Genomic DNA, 18,967 nt, shown 5'->3' with positions numbered 1-18,967 from the left:
GGGGGGGGGGGGGGGGGGGGGGGGGGGGGGGGGGGGGGGGGGGGGGGGGGGGGGGGGGGGCGGGGGGGGGGGGGGGCGGCGGCGCGGTGGAGGAGCCCGCCGCGGCGGCGGGCGCGCCGGCGGCGGGGCGGGCGTGCTTGCGGACCGGGGGCTTGCCGGCGGCGTCCTCGACCATCTTCTCCAGCGGGCCCGCCTCGTTCTCGGCGCGGAGCAGGGCGCTGAGGGTGTGGCTGATCTCGGTGAGGCGCTGCAGCGCGTTGGAGTGGTTCTTGGTGACGTGGTCGAGGCGTTCGGTGGCGTCCTCGTTGATGACGCCGGCGCGGCGCTCGGCCTGGGTGAGGGTGCGCTCGGCCTCCAGGCGCGCCCCGGTCACGGTCTGCTCGGCCTCGTGCTTGGCGGCGGTGAGCACCTTCTCGGCCTCGTTCTTGGCCGCGTTGAGCACCTGGGCCGCCTTCTCCTGCGCCGCGGCGACGTCCCGCTCGGCCTGCCCCCGGGCCTCGTCGATGATGCGCTTGGACTCGCGGTCGGCGTCGCCGCGGATCTGCTGGCCGGTGCGCTCGGCCTCGGCGACCTTCTCCTTGGCCTCGTCCTCGGCCAGGTTGATGATCTGGCGGAGCCGCTCGCTGAGGTCGTCCCCGGTGGGGCGGCGCGCCTCGCGCACCTCCGCCATCTCCCTGCGCGTGCGCTCCACGTCGTCCAGGGACCGCTGCAGCCGCGCCTCGAGGTCCCGGATCTGGTTCTGGTAGCGGATGATCATTTCGTCGACCTGGCGGCGGTTGTAACCGCGCATCACGATCTCGAACTGCTCTTCCTTGAGGAGATTGGGGAGGATCTCTGTCTCGTTGCTCATGGTGCCTCAGGGGATCGGCCCCGTGACCGGGGGCTGCTGATGGTTCCGAAGGGGCAGGGATTGACCCCTGATTGCGGGACGTCAGAACCGACTCTGGTCCGGTTCGGCCTGACCGCGCAACCGGAACGACGGTTCTCGCGGGAATTGGGCGGATGTCCGTTCGCGTCGAGCCCGGCCGAGACGCCGTCGCGTCAAAGAGACAGAATACGGTTCATGACGTTCTTGGGCGCACTTGGCGCATACCAGCCTGAAGTTCACCCCACCGCGTGGATCGCCCCGGGCGCCGTGGTGGTCGGCAAGGTCACCCTCGGCCGCGATTCCAGCGTCTGGTACGGCTCGGTCCTGCGGGCCGACGAGGAGGAAGTGATCGTCGGGGACGAGTGCAACATTCAGGACCTGTCTTGCATCCACGCCGATCCCGGCCTGCCCACCATCCTGGAGGACGGGGTGACGCTCGGGCACAAGGCGATGGTCCACGGCGCGCACGTGGAGACCGGCTCCCTCATCGGCATCGGCGCGATCGTCCTCAACGGCGCGCGGATCGGCGCGCGCACCCTGGTGGCCGCGGGAGCCCTGGTCACCCCGGGCAAGCGCTTCCCCTCCGGGGTGCTGGTCGCCGGCGCGCCCGCGACGGTCAAGCGGGAATTGAACGAGAACGACCTGGCGAGCCTGGAGCTCACCGCCGCCGCGTACGTGCAGAAGGCCAAGCAGCACAGCCAGGCCGAATGGAAGTGACCGGCAGGACTCGCAGAAAACCGCTGGCTCGCTGAAGAACCGTGTCAATTACCATGTCCGGGTGGCATGGGGACCGGGTGATTCGCGGCAGGAAGACCTCTTCGACGCCGCCGAGCGCGAGATCAAGGCGGTGGTCTCCGCGAGCTGGTGGCCCACCGCACAGGCCGAGCAGCGCGAACACGCCGTAGCCGGCCGCGTCATCGAGCTGCCCGACGCCACCCAGTGGCTCTTCGGCGCCTGGGCGCGCTGGTACCGCAAGCACCCGGGCGACAACCAGTGGTACCTGTGCCCGCCGCCGTACGCCTCCTCCGTCCGGCGGTCGGGCCGTACCGCCGACGGGGTGTCCGGGCTGCCCCCGCACGTCATCCCGCTCGGACCCGACTTCGAGGCGGCCGCGCCCGCCGCGCTGCCGTTCATCGGCGCCGACCTGTCGCCCCTGACCGCGCGGATCCGCGCCACCGTGGAGTCCGCGGCGGCGCTGCCGCCGGGCGACTTCCCCAGGCCGGAGAACCCGCCGCGCTGGCTCGCCGAGTTCGCCCCGGCCGCGCCCAACACGGTGGCGGCCTGCTGGGGCGTGATGCTGTGGTGCGCCTCGGCGCCCGTCTTCGACGCCCAGCGGGACCCCGACCTGCTCGCCCTGTGGGAGCCCTACCGCGCCGCGCCGCTGCCCCGCATCGAGGGGCCGCGCTGGCTGACCCCGCCGACGCTGGAGGAGCTCGTCTCCCTGTACGCCGAGCGGCTGCGCGCCCACCAGGTCCAGGCCGCGGTGGTGATCCTGCGCACCATGTGGGCGACGGCCTCCGCGCTGCGCGACGAGCCGCGGTTCACCGCCCGCGCCGACGCGCTGCTGGCCATCCTCAACGCCACGCTCGCCGACCCCCAGCAGGACTACGGCGCGCTGCCGCACGGCGACGCGGCGGTCGCCCAGCTGTGGGTCACCCGCTGCCCGCCGAACCTCAGCCCGGGCCTGCGCGCCGAGAGCTCGCCGGGCGACGGGTTCCGCCACCTCTTCTACGACCTGGCGCACTGCCTGGTGCCGGCGGCCGGCGAGCCGGGCGACCCCACGTTCGTGGAGCCCCGGCTGATCGCGGCCGCGCTGCTCGCCGCCGACCTGGCGATCGTCCGCCAGGACCTGGTCACCGAGGTCACCCGCTGGCTGGACCCGGAGCTGCGCTTCACCGCCCAGGCGATGATCACCCAGCCGGGCCACCCGCTGCGCCGCAGGTTCTGGCCGATCGACCAGCGGCTGCCGCCGCAGCTGCGCGACGGCACCGCGGCGGGCCGCGAGGAGCTGCTGGCCGTCCTCTACGCGGTGGCGCTGGGCTGGTGCCGGCTCGGCGGCGGCATCCCCGCCCGCCCGCGCGGCTTCCCCGCGCCGGTCGCGGTGCTGGCCGAGCTGATCGGCCTGGAGCGGGCCACCGCCACCACCCCGGCCACGCCGCCGCCCCCTCCGCCCCAGCAGTGGGGCGCGCTCCAGCAGGGCGCACCGCAGCAGGGCATGCCGCAGCAGGGTGCGCTCCAGCAGGGTGCGCCGCAACAGGGCATGCCCCATCCCGGCGCGTCCCAGCAGGGCGCGCCGCAGCAGGCGCCGCAGCAGTGGGGCGCGCAGCAGCCGCCCGTCCCGCCGGGGCCCCAGCAGCAGGCCCCGCAGCAGCAGCCCGTCCAGGGACAGCCGTGGGGCACCCAGCCGCCCGGACAGCACACCGCCCGCGCCGAGTTCGGCCCGGACGGGCAGCTCGTCCTGCCCGGCCAGGACGCCCGGCCCGCCGACGCCGGGGCTCCGGGGGAGCAGGCGCAGTTCGCCCAGCAGGACGCGCCGTACCAGACGGGCCCCCGGCGTCCGGCGGCCCAGCGCGGCCCCACCGCCGTCGAGCTGGCCCAGCAGGCGGGCAAGGCGTTCGGCAAGGCCTGGGACCGCGCGCGCAAGCTCGGCGGACGGCTCCTGGGCGGCGGCCCGCAGGCCGACGTGCGCTCCACCGGCCCGCTGGGCTTCGACCGGCCGGACGGCCCCCGCCAGCCGCCGATGCCCGCTCTGGGCGGGGAGGCGCCCGCCCAGAGCGGGCCCCCGGTGCCCGAGCACGGCACCCGCATCATGTCCGAGACCATGGTCGGCGACTTCCTGGACTACGCGCCGCTGCCGTCCCGGCCCGTCGACGACATCGCCCCGCCGGCGCGGACGCCCGGCGAGGTGCCGACGGTGACCCGCCGCGGCGTCACGTTCGTCCACGGCTCCGAGGACGACGCCGCCGCCTTCCTCGACGCCCTGCCGGTCCCCGGCATCGCCTTCGAGGCCACCCAGATCGCCCGGCGCCCCGGCCCCTCCGCGTCCGGCCCCCCGGCCACCATGCTCGACCAGAGCGCCGCCGCGCTCCTGGAGGCCGCGGGCGCCCCCGCCTCCTTCGACCCGCAGGCCACGATGCTCGACCCGGGCACGGGCGCCGCCGCGGAGGACTCCACACTCCCCGACCAGGGCTTCGACCCCCAGGCCACGATGCTCGACCAGGGCGCCGGGCGCCCGGCGTCCCCGCACGGTCCGGGCCGGGCCGGGACGCCTCCGGTGGACCCGCACGCCACGATGCTCGACCAGGGCGCCGGAGGTCCGGCGTCCCCGCACGGCCCGGCACAGGGCCGGGGCGCCGGGGGTCCGGGGCAGGGCGGGGCGCCTCCGGTGGACCCGTACGCGACGATGCTCGACCAGGGAGCGGTCCGGCCGAGGGAGCCGCAGGGCCAAGGCGGCGGACGGCCGGTGGACCCGCACGCCACGATGCTCGACCAGGGCGCCGGGCGCCCCGTGGATCCACACGGGACGGTGCCGGGCGGGCCTGCGGGGCCCGCCGCGGTCTCGGTGCTGCTGGTGGGCGCGCCGCACACCGGGCAGCGCCGGTTCGCGCGGATGATCGCGGGTGTCGTCGGCGACGGGCGGCTGCGCGTCGTCGATGCCGAGGAGCTGCGCGGCCTGGCGCTGGAGCGGCTGGCCACGGTGTTCGACGAGGGCGGGCCGGGAGCCCCCGTCCTGCTGCTGGAGCGGCTGGACGCGGCGCTGCTGGACTCGCCCGATCCGCAGGTCTTCCTGCGGACGCTGCGCACGGTGCGGACCAGGGCGCGGGTGCCGATGGTCACCACCTGCGACCCGCGGTCGTTCCGGCGCTTCGCCCAGGAGCACCCGGAGCTGGAGCGCGTCTTCCGCGTCTTCCACCTTCCGGAGCTGCGGGACGTCGAGGAGCGCACCACCCTGCTGCGGGTGCTGGCCGACGAGCGGCGCGCCTCGCTGGACACCGTCGCCTGGGACACCGCGCGGGAGGACCTCGCCCGGCTGCGCGGCCCCGGCGACCTGACCGGCGCCCGGCTCGTCGAGGCCTACCTGGACCGGGCCCACCAGCGCGCGCTGGGCAGGGGCGGCGGCGCCCGGGACCGGGTCGTGCTCCAGGCCGCGGACTTCGCGGGGGTGCCCGAGACGATCGAGCCCGCGCTGCGCCCCGCCGGAGACGTCGACGGCTACCTGGAGACCCTGCACCAGATGATCGGCCTGGCGGAGGTCAAGGCCGAGGTGGACCGGCTGGCGGCCGAGGCCGACACCCCGGTCAACCTGGTCTTCGAGGGCCCGCCGGGGACGGGCAAGGCCACCGTCGCCGGGATCATCGGCGGCATCTTCGGCGCGCTGGGCGTGCTGCCGTCCGGGCACCTCATCCAGTGCCGGCCCGAGCACCTGCTGGGCCGCGACGGGCTGGAGACGGAGCTGCGGACCGCCGCGATGGTGCAGCAGGCCGAGGGCGGCCTGCTCCTGGTGCAGCGGGCCGAGGAGCTCACCCCCGAGGCGGTCGCGGAGCTGTTCCGCGGCTTCCGCGAGCATCCGTACCAGCTGGTGCTGACGGGCCGCGACCTCGGCGGCTTCCTGCGCGCCAACCCCGACATCGAGGCGACCTTCGTGAAGCTGGACTTCGTCCCGCCGACCGACCGGGAGCTGGTGCAGCTGTTCACCAAGCTCGCCGAGGCCAAGCTGTACGTGGTGGAGGAGGAACTGCGGGTCGAGCTGATGACCCGGATCGCCCGGTCGCGGGAGGACGAGGAGTTCGCCTACGGGCGGACGGTCCAGCGGTGGTTCGACGAGACCGTGGCGCGCCAGGCGCGGCGGCTGGCCGGGCTGGTCGGCGCGGACGCCATGACGGCGGCCCGGCTGACCACCCGCGACCTGCCCGAATCCAACCTGGAACGCGTGCTGGGCGAGCTGAACCAGACCCTGAGGGGCGGTCCGGAGCACTGATTCCGGGGGGTTCCGCGGGGGTCACCGAATAGTCCTCGGGTAGCCCGCATGGGTCATGGGCACCTTGACGACCGGCCAGTAGCCTGTACGCGGGTGTTGTGGGGCCGGATGAATGCCGGATGAACGGAGGTGGACGCGGTGCGCCTTTCGGAACTCGATCGACGTCTGCACGACGACGTGGCACTCGGTGAGATCGAACTGTACGCGGAGCTGCTGAGCGCGGTCGCGACCGCGGAGCGCTCGCTCACCGAGGCCGAGATCGACATCGTGCTCGGTGTGAGCCCTGAGCCTGTCTACGACTGACCGGCGACAGAACATGCCGCCAGGCCCGTCCGGAGGACCGGACGGGCCTGGCGCGGCTTCCGGGGAGCGCCCCGGGTGCCTCAGACCCCGAAGAGGCGGAGCACGGTGAAGACCAGCGCCGCCATCAGGCCGGCGGCCGGCAGCGTCAGCACCCACGCCATGAGGATGTTGCCCGCGACCCCCCAGCGCACCGCCGACAGCCGCTTGGTCGCGCCCACTCCCATGATCGCCGAGGAGATCACGTGGGTGGTGGAGATCGGCGCGTGGAACCCGATGGCCGCGATGTAGAGGATGGACGAGGCGGTGGCCTCGGCCGCGAAGCCCTTCGGCGGGTCGAGCTCGATCACCTTGCGGCCCAGCGTGCGCATGATGCGCCAGCCGCCCGCGTACGTGCCCAGCGACAGCGCCGACGCGCTGACGAAGATGACCCAGACCGGCACGTGGTCGGCGTGCGCCTGGTGCCCGGTGGCCACCAGCGCCAGCACGATCACGCCCATGGTCTTCTGCGCGTCCTGCAGGCCGTGCCCGAACGCCATGGCGGCGGCCGAGGCGGACTGCGCGATGCGGAAGCCGCGGCTGACCCGCGCGGGCTTGGCCCGCCGGAACAGCCACAGGATGATCACCATGAAGAGGTAGCCCAGCAGGAAGCCGGCGAAGGGGGAGACGATCATCGGGATGACGACCTTCTCCAGCACCTTGTCCCAGCCGACCGTGGTGGCGGCGGCCACGCCCGCGCCGACCAGCCCGCCGATCAGCGCGTGGGACGAGGAGGAGGGCAGCCCGAACCACCAGGTGATGAGGTTCCAGATGATCGCGCCGGCCAGCGCGGCGAACACCACGGCCAGACCGCTGAGCCCCGTCAGGTCGGGCAGGATGTCGGCGATGGTCTTGGCGACGCCGACGCCGACGAACGCGCCGAGCAGGTTCATGATCGCGGCCATCAGCAGCGCCGCCCGCGGTGTCAGCGCCCGGGTGGACACCGAGGTGGCGATGGCGTTGGCCGCGTCGTGGAAGCCGTTGGTGTAGTCGAAGCCGAGGGCGATCCCGACCACGGCCACCAGGGCGAAGGTCTCCACCGAGGGACCCAGCGCCCAGATGGTGACGATGCCGGCGATCAGCGCGACCGCCCCGCCGCCCGCCGAGACGTAGGTGCTCAGCCGGTTCTGCTTCTGCTGGGGCCGGTCCAGGTCGCGCTCGACCTGCACGGAGTCGATCAGCTTCTGCGGTCCCTCAGCGGTCATGATTCCTTGACCGCGATGGTCTCGATGGTGTTGGCGACTTGCTCGAACGCGTCGGCCGCGTCCTCCAGGCGGTCGATGACCTCCTTGAGCTTCATCACCTCCAGCGGTTCGTAGTCGCCGCCGAAGAGGTGGGCCAGCAGCTTGCGGTAGATCCGGTCGCCCTGGTTCTCCAGCCGGTTGATCTCGATCCAGTACTCGTTGAGCTCGCGCATCGCCTTGAGCCGGGGCATCGCCTCGGCGGTCAGCTCGGCGGCACGTTCCAGGATCTCCACCTGCCGCACGACATCCGGTGGCAGCGTCTGGATCTTGTAGAGGACGACCAGTTCGGCGGCCTCCTCCATGTAGTCCATGACGTCGTCGAGGCGGGATGCCAGGTCGTAGATGTCCTCCCGGTCGAACGGAGTGATGAAGCTCTCGTTGAGCCGGTGCATGATCGCGTGGGTGCATTCGTCGCCGGCGTGTTCGCAGGCGCGCATCTTCTCCGCGATGGCTTCCCGGTCTGTGCCGTCGCTGATGAGCTCCACGAGCAGCTGGGCTCCAGTGACGATGTTGTTCGCGGAATCAGCGAACAAGTCGTAGAAGCCGTCTTCACGCGGTGTGAGACGCAATCGCACGTTTCTCTCCTAGTGCGGGAACTATCCGCAGCGATCGTAGGTGCAGTTCACCCGTATGACGAACTTTCACCTGAGTTTTTCCGGCGAGTCATCACCCACACTTCTGATGGTTACCGTCGAGCTCCCCCCGTACACCCTGGAGCCTCCCGGCCACGCGCGCAGAGCCCCCCACCCGGGGGTGGGGGGCCCTGTGAGCGCTTCGCCGGGTCCGGCCCGCCGAACGGTCGCGGCGGGGGGCGGCCGGGCCGTCCTGGACGATTCGGCGGCCGTCCAGGACGGTGGTGTCAGCCGAAACGACCAGTGATGTAGTCCTCTGTCGCTTTCTCCGAGGGATTGGTGAAGATCTTCGAGGTCTCGTCCAGCTCGATGAGCCTGCCCGGCTTGCCGGTGCCCGCGATGTTGAAGAAGGCCGTGCGGTCGGAGACGCGGGCGGCCTGCTGCATGTTGTGGGTCACGATGACGATCGTGTACTGCGACTTGAGCTGGGCGATGAGGTCCTCGATCGCCAGGGTGGAGATGGGGTCGAGCGCCGAGCAGGGCTCGTCCATCAGGAGCACCTGCGGCTGGACCGCGATGGCGCGGGCGATGCACAGCCGCTGCTGCTGGCCGCCCGACAGGCCCGCCCCCGGCTTGTCCAGCCGGTCCTTGACCTCGTTCCACAGGTTGGCGCCCTTGAGGGAGCCCTCCACGATGCCGTCGAGCTCGCTCCTGCGCTTGACGCCGTTGAGCTTCAGGCCCGCCGCCACGTTGTCGTAGATGGACATCGTGGGGAACGGGTTGGGCCGCTGGAAGACCATGCCGACCACGCGGCGGACGGCGACCGGGTCGAGCTTCTCCCCGTAGAGGTCCTGCTGGTCGAGCATCACCTTGCCCTCGACGCGGGCGCCGGGGATGACCTCGTGCATGCGGTTGAGGGTGCGCAGGAACGTCGACTTGCCGCAGCCGGACGGGCCGATGAAGGCGGTGACCGAGCGGGGCTCGATCGTCATGGAGACGTTCTCGACGGCCAGGAAGCCGCCGTAGTAGGCGTTGAGGCCCGAGACCTCGATCCGCTTCGCCATGCTCTTGCTCCGTTCCTTCGCTTACCGGATCGAGGTCCTGCGGGCCAGGAGCCTGGCGCCGAGGTTGAGGACCATGATGATGAAGATGAGGGCCAGCGCCGCGCCCCACGCGCGGTCGACGGCCACCTGGTTGGGGTCGCCCGCCTGCTCCCAGATGTAGGTGGGCAGCGAGGACTGGGCGCCGTCGAACGGGTTGAAGTTGATGACCTTGGTGACCCAGATGGTCAGCAGCAGCGGCGCGGTCTCGCCCATGACGCGGGCGACGGCCAGCATGATGCCGGTGATGATGCCGGTGAACGCGGTGGGCAGCACCACCTTGGTGATCGTGCGCCAGCGCGGCACGCCCAGCGCGTAGGAGGCCTCGCGCAGGTCGTTCGGCACCAGCTTCAGCATCTCCTCCGCCGAGCGCACCACCGTGGGGATCATCAGGACGGCCAGGGCCAGCGCGCCGGCGAAGCCGGAGACCTCGAAGCCCAGCACCAGGATCCAGAAGGCCAGGATGAACAGGCCGGCCACGATGGACGGGATGCCCGTCATGACGTCGACGAAGAAGCTGATGACCTTCGACAGCCGGTTGCCCTGGCCGTACTCCACCAGGTAGACGGCGGTCAGCACGGCGACCGGGATGGAGATGGCGCTGGCCAGCGCCACCTGCTCCAGGGTGCCGACCATGGAGTGGTAGATGCCGCCGCCGGCGTCGCGGCCGCCGATGCCGTTCATCGACTTCAGGAAGAAGTCGGCGCCGAGGACCGAGACCCCCTCGGAGACGATCTTGTACAGCACGCTGGCCAGCGGGACGACCGCCAGCGCGAAGGCGGCGTAGACCGCGACGAGGACGATGTTGTCCTTGAGCCTGCGCAGGCCCGAGGTGGCCGGGACGGCCCCGCCGTCCGGGAGGCCGCCCGGCTTCGCCTTCAGGGTCGGGGCGCTCACACGAACTCCTTACGGCGCGCCACGATGGCCCGTGCCGCCATGTTGACCACCATCGTGATGACGAACAGCACCAGGCCCGAGGCGATGAGGGCGCTGCGGCCGATCTCCCCGGACTCGCCGAAGGTGCGGACGATGTTGGCGGCGAACGTGTTGCCGCCCGGCTCCAGGACCTGCCAGTTGATGCCCGCCACCGTGGACAGGACCAGGGCGATCGCGACGGTCTCGCCCAGCGCCCGGCCGAGGCCGAGCATCATCGCGCTGATCATGCCGGACCGGCCGTAGGGCAGGACCGACAGGCGGATGGTCTCCCAGCGGGTGGCGCCCAGCGCCTGCGCCGCCTCGATGTGCGCCGTCGGCACCTGGAGGAAGACCTCCCGGGTGATGGACGAGATGATCGGGAGGATCATGATCGCCAGGACCACCGAGCCGATGAACAGGGACTGGCCGCCGACGGCGTCGCCCGCGAACAGCGGGATCCAGCCCAGCGTGCCGTTGAGGAACTCCACCACGCCCTGGGAGTTGGTCACCAGGAAGTGCAGGCCCCACAGGCCGTAGATGATGCTCGGCACCGCGGCCAGCAGGTCCACCACGAAGCCCAGGCCCTCGGCCAGCCTGCGCGGCGCGTAGAAGCCGATGAACAGCGCGATGCCGATCGCGACCGGCGTCGCCATGACCAGCGCCATGGCCGCCGACATGACGGTGCCGAAGGCCAGTTGCGCCACGCCGAAGCGCGGCGGGTCGCCGTTGGCGTTCCACTCGGTGGTGGTGAAGAAGTTCGCCTCGTTGGCACGGAGGGCGGGGACCGCCTTCCAGACCAGGAACAGGGCGATCGCCGCCATGATCACCAGGACGAACACCCCGGAGCCCAGTGCCGCGCCGCTGAAGATCCGGTCGCCCCGCCGACCGGTGCTCATCGCACGCCTCTGCCGCTGCGCCCCGACGGCCCGTGTCCGGACATCGTCGATGCTGGTCACCCCAGCCCCTTTCTCGGGTTCTCGTGTATCGGGCCCGCAACCGGGCTCGGCCCCGCCGTCCGCTCGGACGACGGGGCTGTGGTGGTGCTCGCCGTTCAGGTTCTCGCCCGGTTCTTACTTGACCTGGACGGCGTCCACGGAGGCGCGGACCTTGGCGGCGACGTCCTCCGGCAGCGGCGCGTAGCCCAGGCCCGCGATGGCCTGCTGGCCCTCGGCGGAGGCGGTGTAGGACAGGAAGGCCTTGACGAACTTGCCCTCGTCGCCGCTCATGCCCGACTCGCAGGCGATCTCGTAGGTGAGCATGACGATCGGGTAGGCGCCCGGCGTCTTGGTGTTGTAGTCCAGCTCCATCGCCAGGTCGTTGCCGGTGCCGACGACCTTGGCGCCCGACAGGGCCTTGGAGGCGGTGTCGGTGGTCAGCCCGGCGTACTCGCCCGCGCCGTTCTTGATCTTGGCGGTGGGGATGCCGGCGTTCTCGGCGTAGGACAGCTCGACGTAGCCGATGGCGCCCTTGGACTGCTTGACCAGGGTGGTCACGCCGTCGGACTTGGTGCCGCCCTGGCCGCCGGGGGCGGTCCACAGCTTGCCGCCCTCGAACTTCCACACGTCGGGGGCCGCGGCGGCGAGGTACTTGGTGAAGTTGTCGGTGGTGCCGGACTCGTCGGCGCGGTGCACCGTGGTGATCTTGTCACCGGGCAGGTCGACGCCGGGGTTGTCCGCCTTGATCGCCGCGTCGTCCCAGGTGGTGATCTGGTTGGCGAAGATCTTGGCGAGGGTCTCGGGGGAGAGCTGCAGGGCGTCCACACCGTCCAGGTTGTAGGCGACCGCGACCGGGCCCACGACCATCGGCAGGTTCAGCGCGGGGCCGTCGACGCAGCGCTTCCGGGCCGCGGCGGCCTCCTCGGCGTCCAGCGCGGAGTCCGAGCCGGCGAAGACCGCCTGGCCGGAGTTGAAGGCCTCGATGCCGGCGCCCGAGCCGCTGGGGTTGTAGTTCAAGGTCGCACCGGAGCAGTTCGCGGTGTAGTTCTTGATCCACTCGTCCATCGCGTTCTTCTGCGCGCTGGAGCCGGCGGCGTTGACGGTCGCCGCGACGCAGTCTCCGGTGTTCGCCGGGGCGGCGGTGCCGTCGGTGTTGTCGTCCGAGCCGCAGGCCGACAGGCTGAGGGCGCCTGCGAGGATGACGCCGCCGAGGGCGGACAACCGGATGCCGTTCTTCACGGGGTGTTCCTCCTGATCAGTGCGGTGCACCCCGTGTCAGGTCAGGGAGGTGGGGCCACCGTCTGGATCCGAAGGTAGGAAGCCCAGGTGAACGGCTCGGAGCGGTCCAGGTGAACGGGCGGTGAACACCGCCGGGCGCGGTATGGAAGATCACGCCGACGACGCGTGGCCGTCAGGTGAACGAGAACGCCCCGCGCCGCTCAGGGGCGGGCGTACATCACGTCCGCGCGGGAGCGGGTGAAGCCGAGGGACTCGTACAGCCGCACGGCCGAGGTGTTGCCGGCGTCGACGTAGAGCAGGACGGCGGACAGGCCGAGGGACTTCAGGTGGTGCAGGCCGGCCAGGGTGAGGGTGCGGCCGAGGCCGACGCCCTGGGCGGACGGGTCGACGCCCACGACGTAGACCTCGCCGACGCCGTCGGGGTGGACCTTGGTCCAGTGGAAGCCGACGACGCGGTCGCCCTTGCAGGCCAGGAAGAAGCCCTTGGGGTCGAACCAGGGCTCGGCCATGCGCTGGCGCAGGTCCTCCATCGTCCACTGGCCCTGCTCGGGGTGGTCGGCGAAGGACAGGCCGTTGATCCGCAGCCACGCCTCGGCGTCCCGGGGCTCGAAGGTGCGCAGCGTGAAGCCGGCGTGGATGCGCTGGACGGGCAGCTCGCCGTCCAGGGGGCGGCGCATCTGCAGCAGGGTGCGCACCGGGGCGAGGCCCGCGCTCGCGGCGAGCTCCGGGGCGCCCGGAAGGTCGCCGTGCGCCCAGATCCGCACCTGCCCGTTCGCGGCGAGCAGCTCGGCGACCAGGCCGCCGCCCACGCCTCGGCGGCGGAAGCCGGGGTCGACGACGATCTCGGCGGACTCCCCGTCGGTGTAGGCGTAGCCCACCAGCCGTCCGGCGTCGTGGCGGAGGCGGTGTTCGCCCTCGCTGTGCCGGACGTCGAGCAGTGTCTGCTCGGAGAGCGGGGCGATCCCGTCGGCCTCGGCGGCCCGGGAGGCCAGGTCGAGAACGGCGGATGACTCTTCGGGGGACAACTCGTGCACTGCGGCCATAGACCCCCAGCTTATGCCGCCGGTCAACGGCGGAGGATCACAAGACGGAGGAGATCGCGCCGCGCGGCCGCCGTTCGGCGCGGGAAGGCGGAAACAGCCCCGGTGCCTCGTCGCGCGGGGGCTGCTTCGGACGCGGATTCCCCGCAGGTCGAAGGAACGTTCCAGGTCCGCGCGAGGCGGACGTCAGGAACGCGCGACCAGCGTCTCCTCCTGGTCGCCGGGACGCTGGTCCGGAACGAACCGGTACCCGACGTTGCGGACGGTGCCGATGAGCGACTCGTACTCGGCGCCGAGCTTGGCGCGCAGGCGCCGCACGTGGACGTCCACGGTGCGGGTGCCGCCGAAGTAGTCGTAGCCCCAGACCTCCTGCAGCAGCTGGGCGCGGGTGAAGACCCGTCCCGGGTGCTGCGCGAGGTACTTCAGCAGCTCGAACTCCTTGAAGGTGAGGTCGAGCACCCGGCCGCGCAGCCGGGCGGTGTAGGTCGCCTCGTCGATGGTCAGGTCGCCGCTGCGGATCTCGCCGGGCTGGTCCTCGGCCTCGCCGGCCGAGGAGCGGCCGATGGCGAGCCGGAGCCGCGCCTCGACCTCCGCCGGTCCGGAAGCCTGCAGCAGGACGTCGTCCAGCCCCCACTCGGGGGTGAGCGCGGCCAGGCCGCCCTCGGTGACGACGGCCAGCAGCGGACAGTCCAGGCCGGTGGTGCGCAGCAGCCGGCACAGGCTCTTGGCCTGCACCAGGTCGCGGCGCGCGTCCACGAGGACCACATCGGCCGGGGGTGCGTCGATCAGCGCGGATGCCTCCGCGGGAGCGACGCGAATCGAGTGCAAGAGCAAACCCAACGCGGGCAGAACCTCATCCGATGGTTCCAGCGCGTTGGTGAGCAACAACAAGCTGCTCAACGGCCGCCTCCCTCTCCTGCCCTTCGGGATGAAACGTCTCCTTAAAGACGTCAAGGACCCGGGGGCCTCGTTGCCCGGATCCTTCGCTAGAAGCTTATACGAGGGGGGGAAAGGGGCAACGGGCGCCCGACTGATTCATTACGGGAGATACATGAATGAGATCCTGGGCCAATGGCCGAGGGACTGATCAGATACTGGGCCGCGGCGAAGGCCGCGGCGGGCGTCGCCGAGGAGCCGTACCGGGCGGGCACGCTCGCCGAGCTGCTGCGGAACGCCGCCGGGGGGCGGGACGAGGAATTCCGGCGCGTCCTGGCGCGCAGTTCGTTCCTGGTGGACGGGCTGCCCGTGGGGAGCCGTCCGCATGACGGAGTGGAACTCACCGAGGGCGCCGTGGTGGAAGTATTGCCTCCGTTCGCGGGTGGCTGATCTCACAACGTGAACTTTGCCGGGTGGGTCGTTCGTCTCACACTCTGAACAGTTAGGGGTGACATGCGTAAATTCCTGATCGTCCTGCTCGTCCTGGTCGTGGCGGGTCTGATCGGCGCCGACCGGTTCGGCGAGGCCCGGGCGGAGAACGAGGTGGCACGTCAGGTGGCGGCCCAGTACCGGCTGCCGGAGCAGCCGAAGGTGGAGATCGGCGGATTCCCGTTCCTCACCCAGGCGATCAGCGGGAACTACGGGCAGATCGACGTGGCCATCGGCGACTACACCCAGCAAGGCGTCACCGTCCAGGACGTGAACATCCGCCTGAACGACCTCAAGGCGCCGCTCGGTGACCTGCTGAACGGCGACCAGACGAACGTCCGCGCCGAGCGGGCCACCGCCTCCGCCGTCATCCCCTACTCCGTCGTGCAGCGGGCGACCGCCGAGAAGGGCGTGCGCAAGGTCTCCCGCAGCGGCGGCAACGTCCTGCTGGAGGGCGACGTCTCGTTCCACGGGCTCAGCGCCCAGGTCGGCGTGACCGTCTCCATCAAGACGACGGAGCAGGGCGTCACCCTCGTCCCCGAGGCGGTGGAGGCCTCCGGGATCAAGGTGCCGCTCGGCCTGGTGAAGCAGAGCTTCACCTACACGGTGCCCGTCACCGGCCTGCCGATGGGCTCGCGGATCACCTCGGTCGAGCCGGTGGACGCCGGGCTGCGGATCACCGGCACCGCCCAGAACGTCGACCTCAGCGGCGTCCAGCAGACCGCCGGCTGAGGCGGCGGCGCCGCGCCGCGGAGCGCCGTGGCGTAGGTTGCGGACATGAGCGGTGTGGTGGCCGTGGCCGTCACCCTGGGCCTGGCCACGGTGTTCGGACTGGTCCACCGGTGGCGGTCGGGACGGCTGAGGGAGCAGGACGTGCGGCGGGAGTGGGACTTCGAGCTGGGCGAGCGGGCGACGCTCGTCCAGTTCTCCAGCGCCTTCTGCGCGCCCTGCCGCGCCACCAAGCGCGTCCTCGCCGAGGTGGCCGCCATGGTGGAGGGCGTCCGCCACGTGGAGATCGACGCCGAGGCCCGGCTGGAGCTCGTCCGCGAGCTGAACATCCTCAAGACCCCCACCGTCCTGGTGCTCGACGCCTCGGGACGGGTCGTGCAGCGGGCTTCCGGCCAGCCCCGGAAGGCCGACGTCATCGCGGCCCTCGGCCGGGTCCAGGGGCCCTGACCTGCGTTTAATGATCTCCCGCTCCGTCTCGTCAGGCGAGACGGGGGTGACAGGCGGCCAGAAGGGTCGTAACATCGTCTCCGTGCGTTACTGGACAGAGCAGATGCTGACGAAGCGGCGGGCAGTCGATTACTGCCGCGTTTCGACCGCGCTCTGTCGCATGGCCTGAGAACAGCCGTAGCCGCTGTCGCGGGGTTCTTCCTCCGCACCTGCCAGGCGTCCGCACCTCCGCCCCGTCAAGGGAGCGTGTTCTCCACATGGAAATCGACCCGCGAGGGCAGCGTTTCTCCGCCGCCGTCACATCGATCGTCCTGGTGGCGGTACTGCTCACCGGGAGCTGGGTACTGCTCGCCGCTCAGGCCGTGGTGTTCGCGATCGGAGTCTTCTTCGGGCTGCGTCACCATCCGTACGGGTCGCTCTACGCGCTCGCCGTACGACCGCGCTTGGGCCCTCCGGCAGAACTCGAAGACGAGTCCCCGCCGCGTTTCGCGCAGGGAGTCGGGCTCGTGTTCGCGCTGGTGGGCGTGGCCGGATACAGCCTGGGGCTCGGGTGGCTGGGAACCGCAGCCACCGCCTTCGCCCTCGGGGCAGCCTTCCTGAACGCCGCGTTCGGGTTCTGCCTCGGTTGCGAAATGTTTCTGATCATCAAGCGTGTCATCCCGAAGTCATACTCCGAGGAGGTTTTCGTCAATGAGCCGCAGTGACGTCCTGGTGGACGCCGCCTGGGTCGAGGCCAACCTCGACGCCCCCGGTGTGGTTCTGGTCGAGGTGGACGAGGACGTCTCCGCCTACGACAAGGGCCACATCCGTGGCGCCGTGAAGATCGACTGGTCGAAGGACCTGCAGGACCCGGTCCGCCGCGACATGGTCGACAAGGTGGGCTTCGAGCAGCTGCTGTCCGCCAAGGGCATCGCCAACGACGACACCGTCATCCTCTACGGCGGCAACAACAACTGGTTCGCGGCCTACGCGTACTGGTACTTCAAGCTCTACGGCCACGAGAACGTCAAGCTCCTCGACGGCGGCCGCAAGAAGTGGGAGCTGGACTCCCGCGAGCTGGTGGTCGACGTCCCGTCCCGCCCGGAGACGAACTACCAGGCCAAGGAGCAGGACCTGGCGATCCGCGCCTTCCGCGACGAGGTCGTGGACGCGATCGGCTCCAAGGGCCTCATCGACGTGCGCTCCCCCGACGAGTTCACCGGCAAGCTGCTGGCCCCGGCCCACCTGCCGCAGGAGCAGGCGCAGCGCGCCGGCCACGTGCCGACCGCCCGCAGCATCCCGTGGTCCAAGGCCGCGAACGACGACGGCACCTTCAAGTCCGACGAGGACCTGCGCAAGCTCTACACCGAGGCCGGTGTGGACCTGAACAAGCCGATCATCGCCTACTGCCGCATCGGCGAGCGCTCCTCGCACACCTGGTTCGCCCTGCGCGAGCTGCTCGGCCTGCCCGACGTGAAGAACTACGACGGCTCCTGGACCGAGTACGGCTCGCTGGTGGGCGTGCCGATCGAGCTCGGCGAGCCCAAGTAAGAACGACCGGTACGACCAACTCAAGGGAGAACAGTCATGTCCCAGGGATGCGCCGCCCCGGCTCAGACCGCTCACCTTCCGGCGACCGTCGACCTCAACAACGAGGCCGTCATCCAGGGCACCGTCCAGCGTGACGGGAACCCGGTCTCCGGTGCCTACGCCCGGCTCCTCGACTCCTCCGGTGAGTTCACCGCCGAGGTCGTCACCAGCGAGGAGGGCGTCTTCCGCTTCTTCGCCGCCGACGGCGACTGGACCGTCCGCGTCCTGGCCCCCGGCGGGGTCAGCGTGGACAGCGCGGTGACCGCCAAGACCGGCGAGATCGCCGGTCTCGAGGTCGCCATCTGATCTCGTTGCATCGGAAAGGACCCTGTGGTTTAACCCACAGGGTCCTTTTTGTTTTGTTCTTACTTCTCGGTGGAGGAGGGGGAGGTGCAGGGTAAAGTCACGGTTTATGGCTAACTGGACGCCGCCGCCTTCGCCGCAGCAGGGACCCGACCCCCAGAACGGGGCGCCCCAGCAGCCGGGCCACTACGACCCCTTCGCGCAGCAGGCTCCACAGCAGCCCGAGTACTCCGACCACACCAACCTGGGCACGCCGCTGATGCAGCCCGGCGCGGGCACCCCGCCGCCGTTCGCCCCGCCCCGGCCGGGGGAGGCGCCCGGGTGGCAGCCCGCGGGCCAGGGGACGCCGCCGCCGTTCCAGCCGCCCGGCCAGTTCGGCCAGCCCCCGCAGTTCGGCCAGCCGGGCCAGTTCGGCCAGCCCGGCTACCCGATGCAGCCCGGCGCGATGCACCAGCCCCGCAAGGGCATGAACCCGCTGCCCTTCGTCGCGGCGGTGCTCGTCCTGGTGGTCGCCGCCGGCGCCTTCGCGGTGTTCAAGGTGGCGGGCAAGTCCGAGAAGAAGCGCACGATCACGATGCCGACGGTCTCGGCGACGGTGCCGACCCTGGACGTGCCGACGTTCTCCGCGCCGCCGATCCCGGAGGTCTCGTCGACGCCCTCCCCTTCCGCGACCCCCGTGGACACCGCCAAGAAGGTGCCGGGCAACGTGCTGAAGGCGACGATGAAGACCAGCTTCGGGACGACGTTCCGCCGGGTCGGCGCGGCTTCGGGCTCGTGCAGCAAGGTCGCCCCGAGCCCCCTGAAGAAGGTGCTCGTCAAGTACCCGTGCATCGGCGACTTCCGGGGCGCGGTCTACAGCGACGCCAAGAAGAAGGCGGTCGTCACCGTCATCGTCATGCCGCTGAAGAACGCCGCGGCCGTCTCGGCGATGAAGAAGTCCGGCTCCTACCCCTACCTCATCAACCCGGACAAGGGCAGCGGCGCGAAGTCCATCGGGAACAAGCGGGTCTCCACCTGGAGCCGCGTCTACGAGCAGAGCAACCTGATCGTCTTCTCCATGGCCTACCGCAGCGACCTGGCCAAGAAGGACGCCGGGAACGCCGCGAGCACCGCCGCCCACCACATCGGCTCGGAGGTCACCGCGGTCCTCATCTGGAGCTGACCGCGGAAAGAGGCGGGTTTCCCGGTACGGCTTCCGACCTGCGCGTTCTGACCCGGTCGTCATGGGTTTTGCCGCTTCCTGTTATCTTTGGGCCCTTTGTCGCTTTGGACCACCCTTGCTGTGTTCAGTAGGGTCGGCCGCGTCTTTTCCGCTGGACGGGGA

At 71.1% G+C, this 18,967-nt stretch carries 20 protein-coding genes; 11 read left to right on the top strand and 9 right to left on the bottom strand.

The window, feature by feature from the left end:
• On the bottom strand, nt 1-850 hold an 850-nt coding region (locus ABD140_RS35070), incomplete at its 3' end, for a DivIVA domain-containing protein (protein WP_344246403.1).
• A gap of 213 nt (nt 851-1,063) precedes the next feature.
• Between ABD140_RS35070 and ABD140_RS35065 the strand changes: the two genes are divergently transcribed.
• From ABD140_RS35065 to ABD140_RS35055, 3 genes are all read left to right on the top strand, one after another.
• Nucleotides 1,064-1,585 (top strand): gamma carbonic anhydrase family protein, encoded by a 522-nt coding sequence (locus ABD140_RS35065; protein ID WP_344246401.1) that lies wholly within the window; start codon nt 1,064-1,066, stop codon nt 1,583-1,585.
• A gap of 61 nt (nt 1,586-1,646) precedes the next feature.
• Nucleotides 1,647-5,846, top strand: coding sequence for a hypothetical protein (locus ABD140_RS35060; RefSeq protein WP_344246399.1), 4,200 nt, complete (start codon nt 1,647-1,649; stop codon nt 5,844-5,846).
• A gap of 138 nt (nt 5,847-5,984) precedes the next feature.
• Nucleotides 5,985-6,149 (top strand): hypothetical protein, encoded by a 165-nt coding sequence (locus tag ABD140_RS35055; protein ID WP_344246397.1) that lies wholly within the window; start codon nt 5,985-5,987, stop codon nt 6,147-6,149.
• A gap of 80 nt (nt 6,150-6,229) precedes the next feature.
• Here the strand turns inward: ABD140_RS35055 and ABD140_RS35050 are convergent, their stop codons facing one another.
• From ABD140_RS35050 to ABD140_RS35015, 8 genes are all read right to left on the bottom strand, one after another.
• Nucleotides 6,230-7,390, bottom strand: coding sequence for an inorganic phosphate transporter (locus ABD140_RS35050; RefSeq protein WP_344246395.1), 1,161 nt, complete (start codon nt 7,388-7,390; stop codon nt 6,230-6,232).
• Nucleotides 7,387-8,004 carry a DUF47 domain-containing protein gene (locus ABD140_RS35045; protein WP_344246393.1) on the bottom strand — a complete coding sequence of 206 codons (618 nt, stop codon included), beginning with the start codon at nt 8,002-8,004 and terminating at the stop codon, nt 7,387-7,389. The genes ABD140_RS35050 and ABD140_RS35045 overlap by 4 nt, the downstream gene beginning before the upstream one ends.
• Before the next feature lie 284 nt (nt 8,005-8,288).
• Nucleotides 8,289-9,065 carry a phosphate ABC transporter ATP-binding protein PstB gene (pstB, locus tag ABD140_RS35040; protein ID WP_344246391.1) on the bottom strand — a complete coding sequence of 259 codons (777 nt, stop codon included), beginning with the start codon at nt 9,063-9,065 and terminating at the stop codon, nt 8,289-8,291.
• A 21-nt stretch (nt 9,066-9,086) separates the two neighbouring features.
• Entirely contained in the window at nt 9,087-9,998 is a 912-nt protein-coding gene (pstA, locus tag ABD140_RS35035) for a phosphate ABC transporter permease PstA (RefSeq protein WP_344246389.1), read from the bottom strand.
• A complete protein-coding gene (pstC, locus tag ABD140_RS35030) occupies nt 9,995-10,912 on the bottom strand; it encodes a phosphate ABC transporter permease subunit PstC (protein WP_344246387.1) in 918 nt (305 codons plus the stop codon). Before pstC ends, pstA begins: the two co-directional genes overlap by 4 nt.
• Before the next feature lie 174 nt (nt 10,913-11,086).
• The gene (gene pstS, locus ABD140_RS35025; protein WP_344246385.1) at nt 11,087-12,190 is read right to left on the bottom strand and encodes a phosphate ABC transporter substrate-binding protein PstS; all 1,104 of its coding nucleotides are present in this window, start codon (nt 12,188-12,190) and stop codon (nt 11,087-11,089) included.
• A gap of 200 nt (nt 12,191-12,390) precedes the next feature.
• Nucleotides 12,391-13,233, bottom strand: coding sequence for a mycothiol synthase (mshD, locus tag ABD140_RS35020; RefSeq protein ID WP_344246382.1), 843 nt, complete (start codon nt 13,231-13,233; stop codon nt 12,391-12,393).
• 183 nt (nt 13,234-13,416) lie between these two features.
• Nucleotides 13,417-14,130, bottom strand: coding sequence for a winged helix-turn-helix transcriptional regulator (locus ABD140_RS35015; RefSeq protein WP_344246380.1), 714 nt, complete (start codon nt 14,128-14,130; stop codon nt 13,417-13,419).
• A gap of 171 nt (nt 14,131-14,301) precedes the next feature.
• On the opposite strand from ABD140_RS35015, the gene ABD140_RS35010 reads away from it, so the two are divergent.
• The 8 genes from ABD140_RS35010 (at nt 14,302) to ABD140_RS34980 (ending at nt 18,805) form a co-directional block, all read left to right on the top strand.
• Entirely contained in the window at nt 14,302-14,556 is a 255-nt protein-coding gene (locus ABD140_RS35010) for a MoaD/ThiS family protein (RefSeq protein WP_344246378.1), read from the top strand.
• A gap of 63 nt (nt 14,557-14,619) precedes the next feature.
• Entirely contained in the window at nt 14,620-15,327 is a 708-nt protein-coding gene (locus ABD140_RS35005; RefSeq protein WP_344246376.1) for an LmeA family phospholipid-binding protein, read from the top strand.
• A gap of 45 nt (nt 15,328-15,372) precedes the next feature.
• Complete coding sequence (locus ABD140_RS35000) at nt 15,373-15,771, top strand: TlpA family protein disulfide reductase (protein ID WP_344246374.1); 399 nt, start codon at nt 15,373-15,375, stop codon at nt 15,769-15,771.
• A 10-nt stretch (nt 15,772-15,781) separates the two neighbouring features.
• Nucleotides 15,782-15,940, top strand: coding sequence for a putative leader peptide (locus ABD140_RS40245; protein WP_425544187.1), 159 nt, complete (start codon nt 15,782-15,784; stop codon nt 15,938-15,940).
• An 88-nt stretch (nt 15,941-16,028) separates the two neighbouring features.
• Nucleotides 16,029-16,475, top strand: coding sequence for a DUF4395 domain-containing protein (locus tag ABD140_RS34995; RefSeq protein ID WP_344246372.1), 447 nt, complete (start codon nt 16,029-16,031; stop codon nt 16,473-16,475).
• Nucleotides 16,462-17,301 (top strand): sulfurtransferase, encoded by an 840-nt coding sequence (locus tag ABD140_RS34990; RefSeq protein WP_344246370.1) that lies wholly within the window; start codon nt 16,462-16,464, stop codon nt 17,299-17,301. Before ABD140_RS34995 ends, ABD140_RS34990 begins: the two co-directional genes overlap by 14 nt.
• Before the next feature lie 36 nt (nt 17,302-17,337).
• A complete protein-coding gene (locus ABD140_RS34985) occupies nt 17,338-17,646 on the top strand; it encodes a DUF1416 domain-containing protein (protein WP_344246368.1) in 309 nt (102 codons plus the stop codon).
• A 106-nt stretch (nt 17,647-17,752) separates the two neighbouring features.
• Entirely contained in the window at nt 17,753-18,805 is a 1,053-nt protein-coding gene (locus ABD140_RS34980) for a hypothetical protein (protein WP_344246366.1), read from the top strand.
• The last annotated feature ends 162 nt before the right edge of the window (nt 18,806-18,967 follow it).

This window comes from Actinocorallia libanotica (genome assembly GCF_039525175.1).
Classification (GTDB): domain Bacteria; phylum Actinomycetota; class Actinomycetes; order Streptosporangiales; family Streptosporangiaceae; genus Actinocorallia; species Actinocorallia libanotica.
Note: the sequence above shows the minus strand (reverse complement) of the source record. Positions and strands in the feature narration are given on the sequence as shown.

Coding starts and splice junctions, on each gene's coding strand:
- ABD140_RS35065 (WP_344246401.1), top strand. CDS start 1,064: ATGACGTTCTTGGGCGCACTTGGCGCATACCAGCCTGAAGTTCACCCC.
- ABD140_RS40245 (WP_425544187.1), top strand. CDS start 15,782: ATGATCTCCCGCTCCGTCTCGTCAGGCGAGACGGGGGTGACAGGCGGC.
- pstB (WP_344246391.1), bottom strand. CDS start 9,065: ATGGCGAAGCGGATCGAGGTCTCGGGCCTCAACGCCTACTACGGCGGC.
- ABD140_RS35000 (WP_344246374.1), top strand. CDS start 15,373: ATGAGCGGTGTGGTGGCCGTGGCCGTCACCCTGGGCCTGGCCACGGTG.
- ABD140_RS34990 (WP_344246370.1), top strand. CDS start 16,462: ATGAGCCGCAGTGACGTCCTGGTGGACGCCGCCTGGGTCGAGGCCAAC.
- pstC (WP_344246387.1), bottom strand. CDS start 10,912: ATGAGCACCGGTCGGCGGGGCGACCGGATCTTCAGCGGCGCGGCACTG.
- mshD (WP_344246382.1), bottom strand. CDS start 13,233: ATGGCCGCAGTGCACGAGTTGTCCCCCGAAGAGTCATCCGCCGTTCTC.
- ABD140_RS35050 (WP_344246395.1), bottom strand. CDS start 7,390: ATGACCGCTGAGGGACCGCAGAAGCTGATCGACTCCGTGCAGGTCGAG.
- ABD140_RS34980 (WP_344246366.1), top strand. CDS start 17,753: ATGGCTAACTGGACGCCGCCGCCTTCGCCGCAGCAGGGACCCGACCCC.
- ABD140_RS34995 (WP_344246372.1), top strand. CDS start 16,029: ATGGAAATCGACCCGCGAGGGCAGCGTTTCTCCGCCGCCGTCACATCG.
- ABD140_RS35010 (WP_344246378.1), top strand. CDS start 14,302: ATGGCCGAGGGACTGATCAGATACTGGGCCGCGGCGAAGGCCGCGGCG.
- ABD140_RS35005 (WP_344246376.1), top strand. CDS start 14,620: ATGCGTAAATTCCTGATCGTCCTGCTCGTCCTGGTCGTGGCGGGTCTG.
- ABD140_RS34985 (WP_344246368.1), top strand. CDS start 17,338: ATGTCCCAGGGATGCGCCGCCCCGGCTCAGACCGCTCACCTTCCGGCG.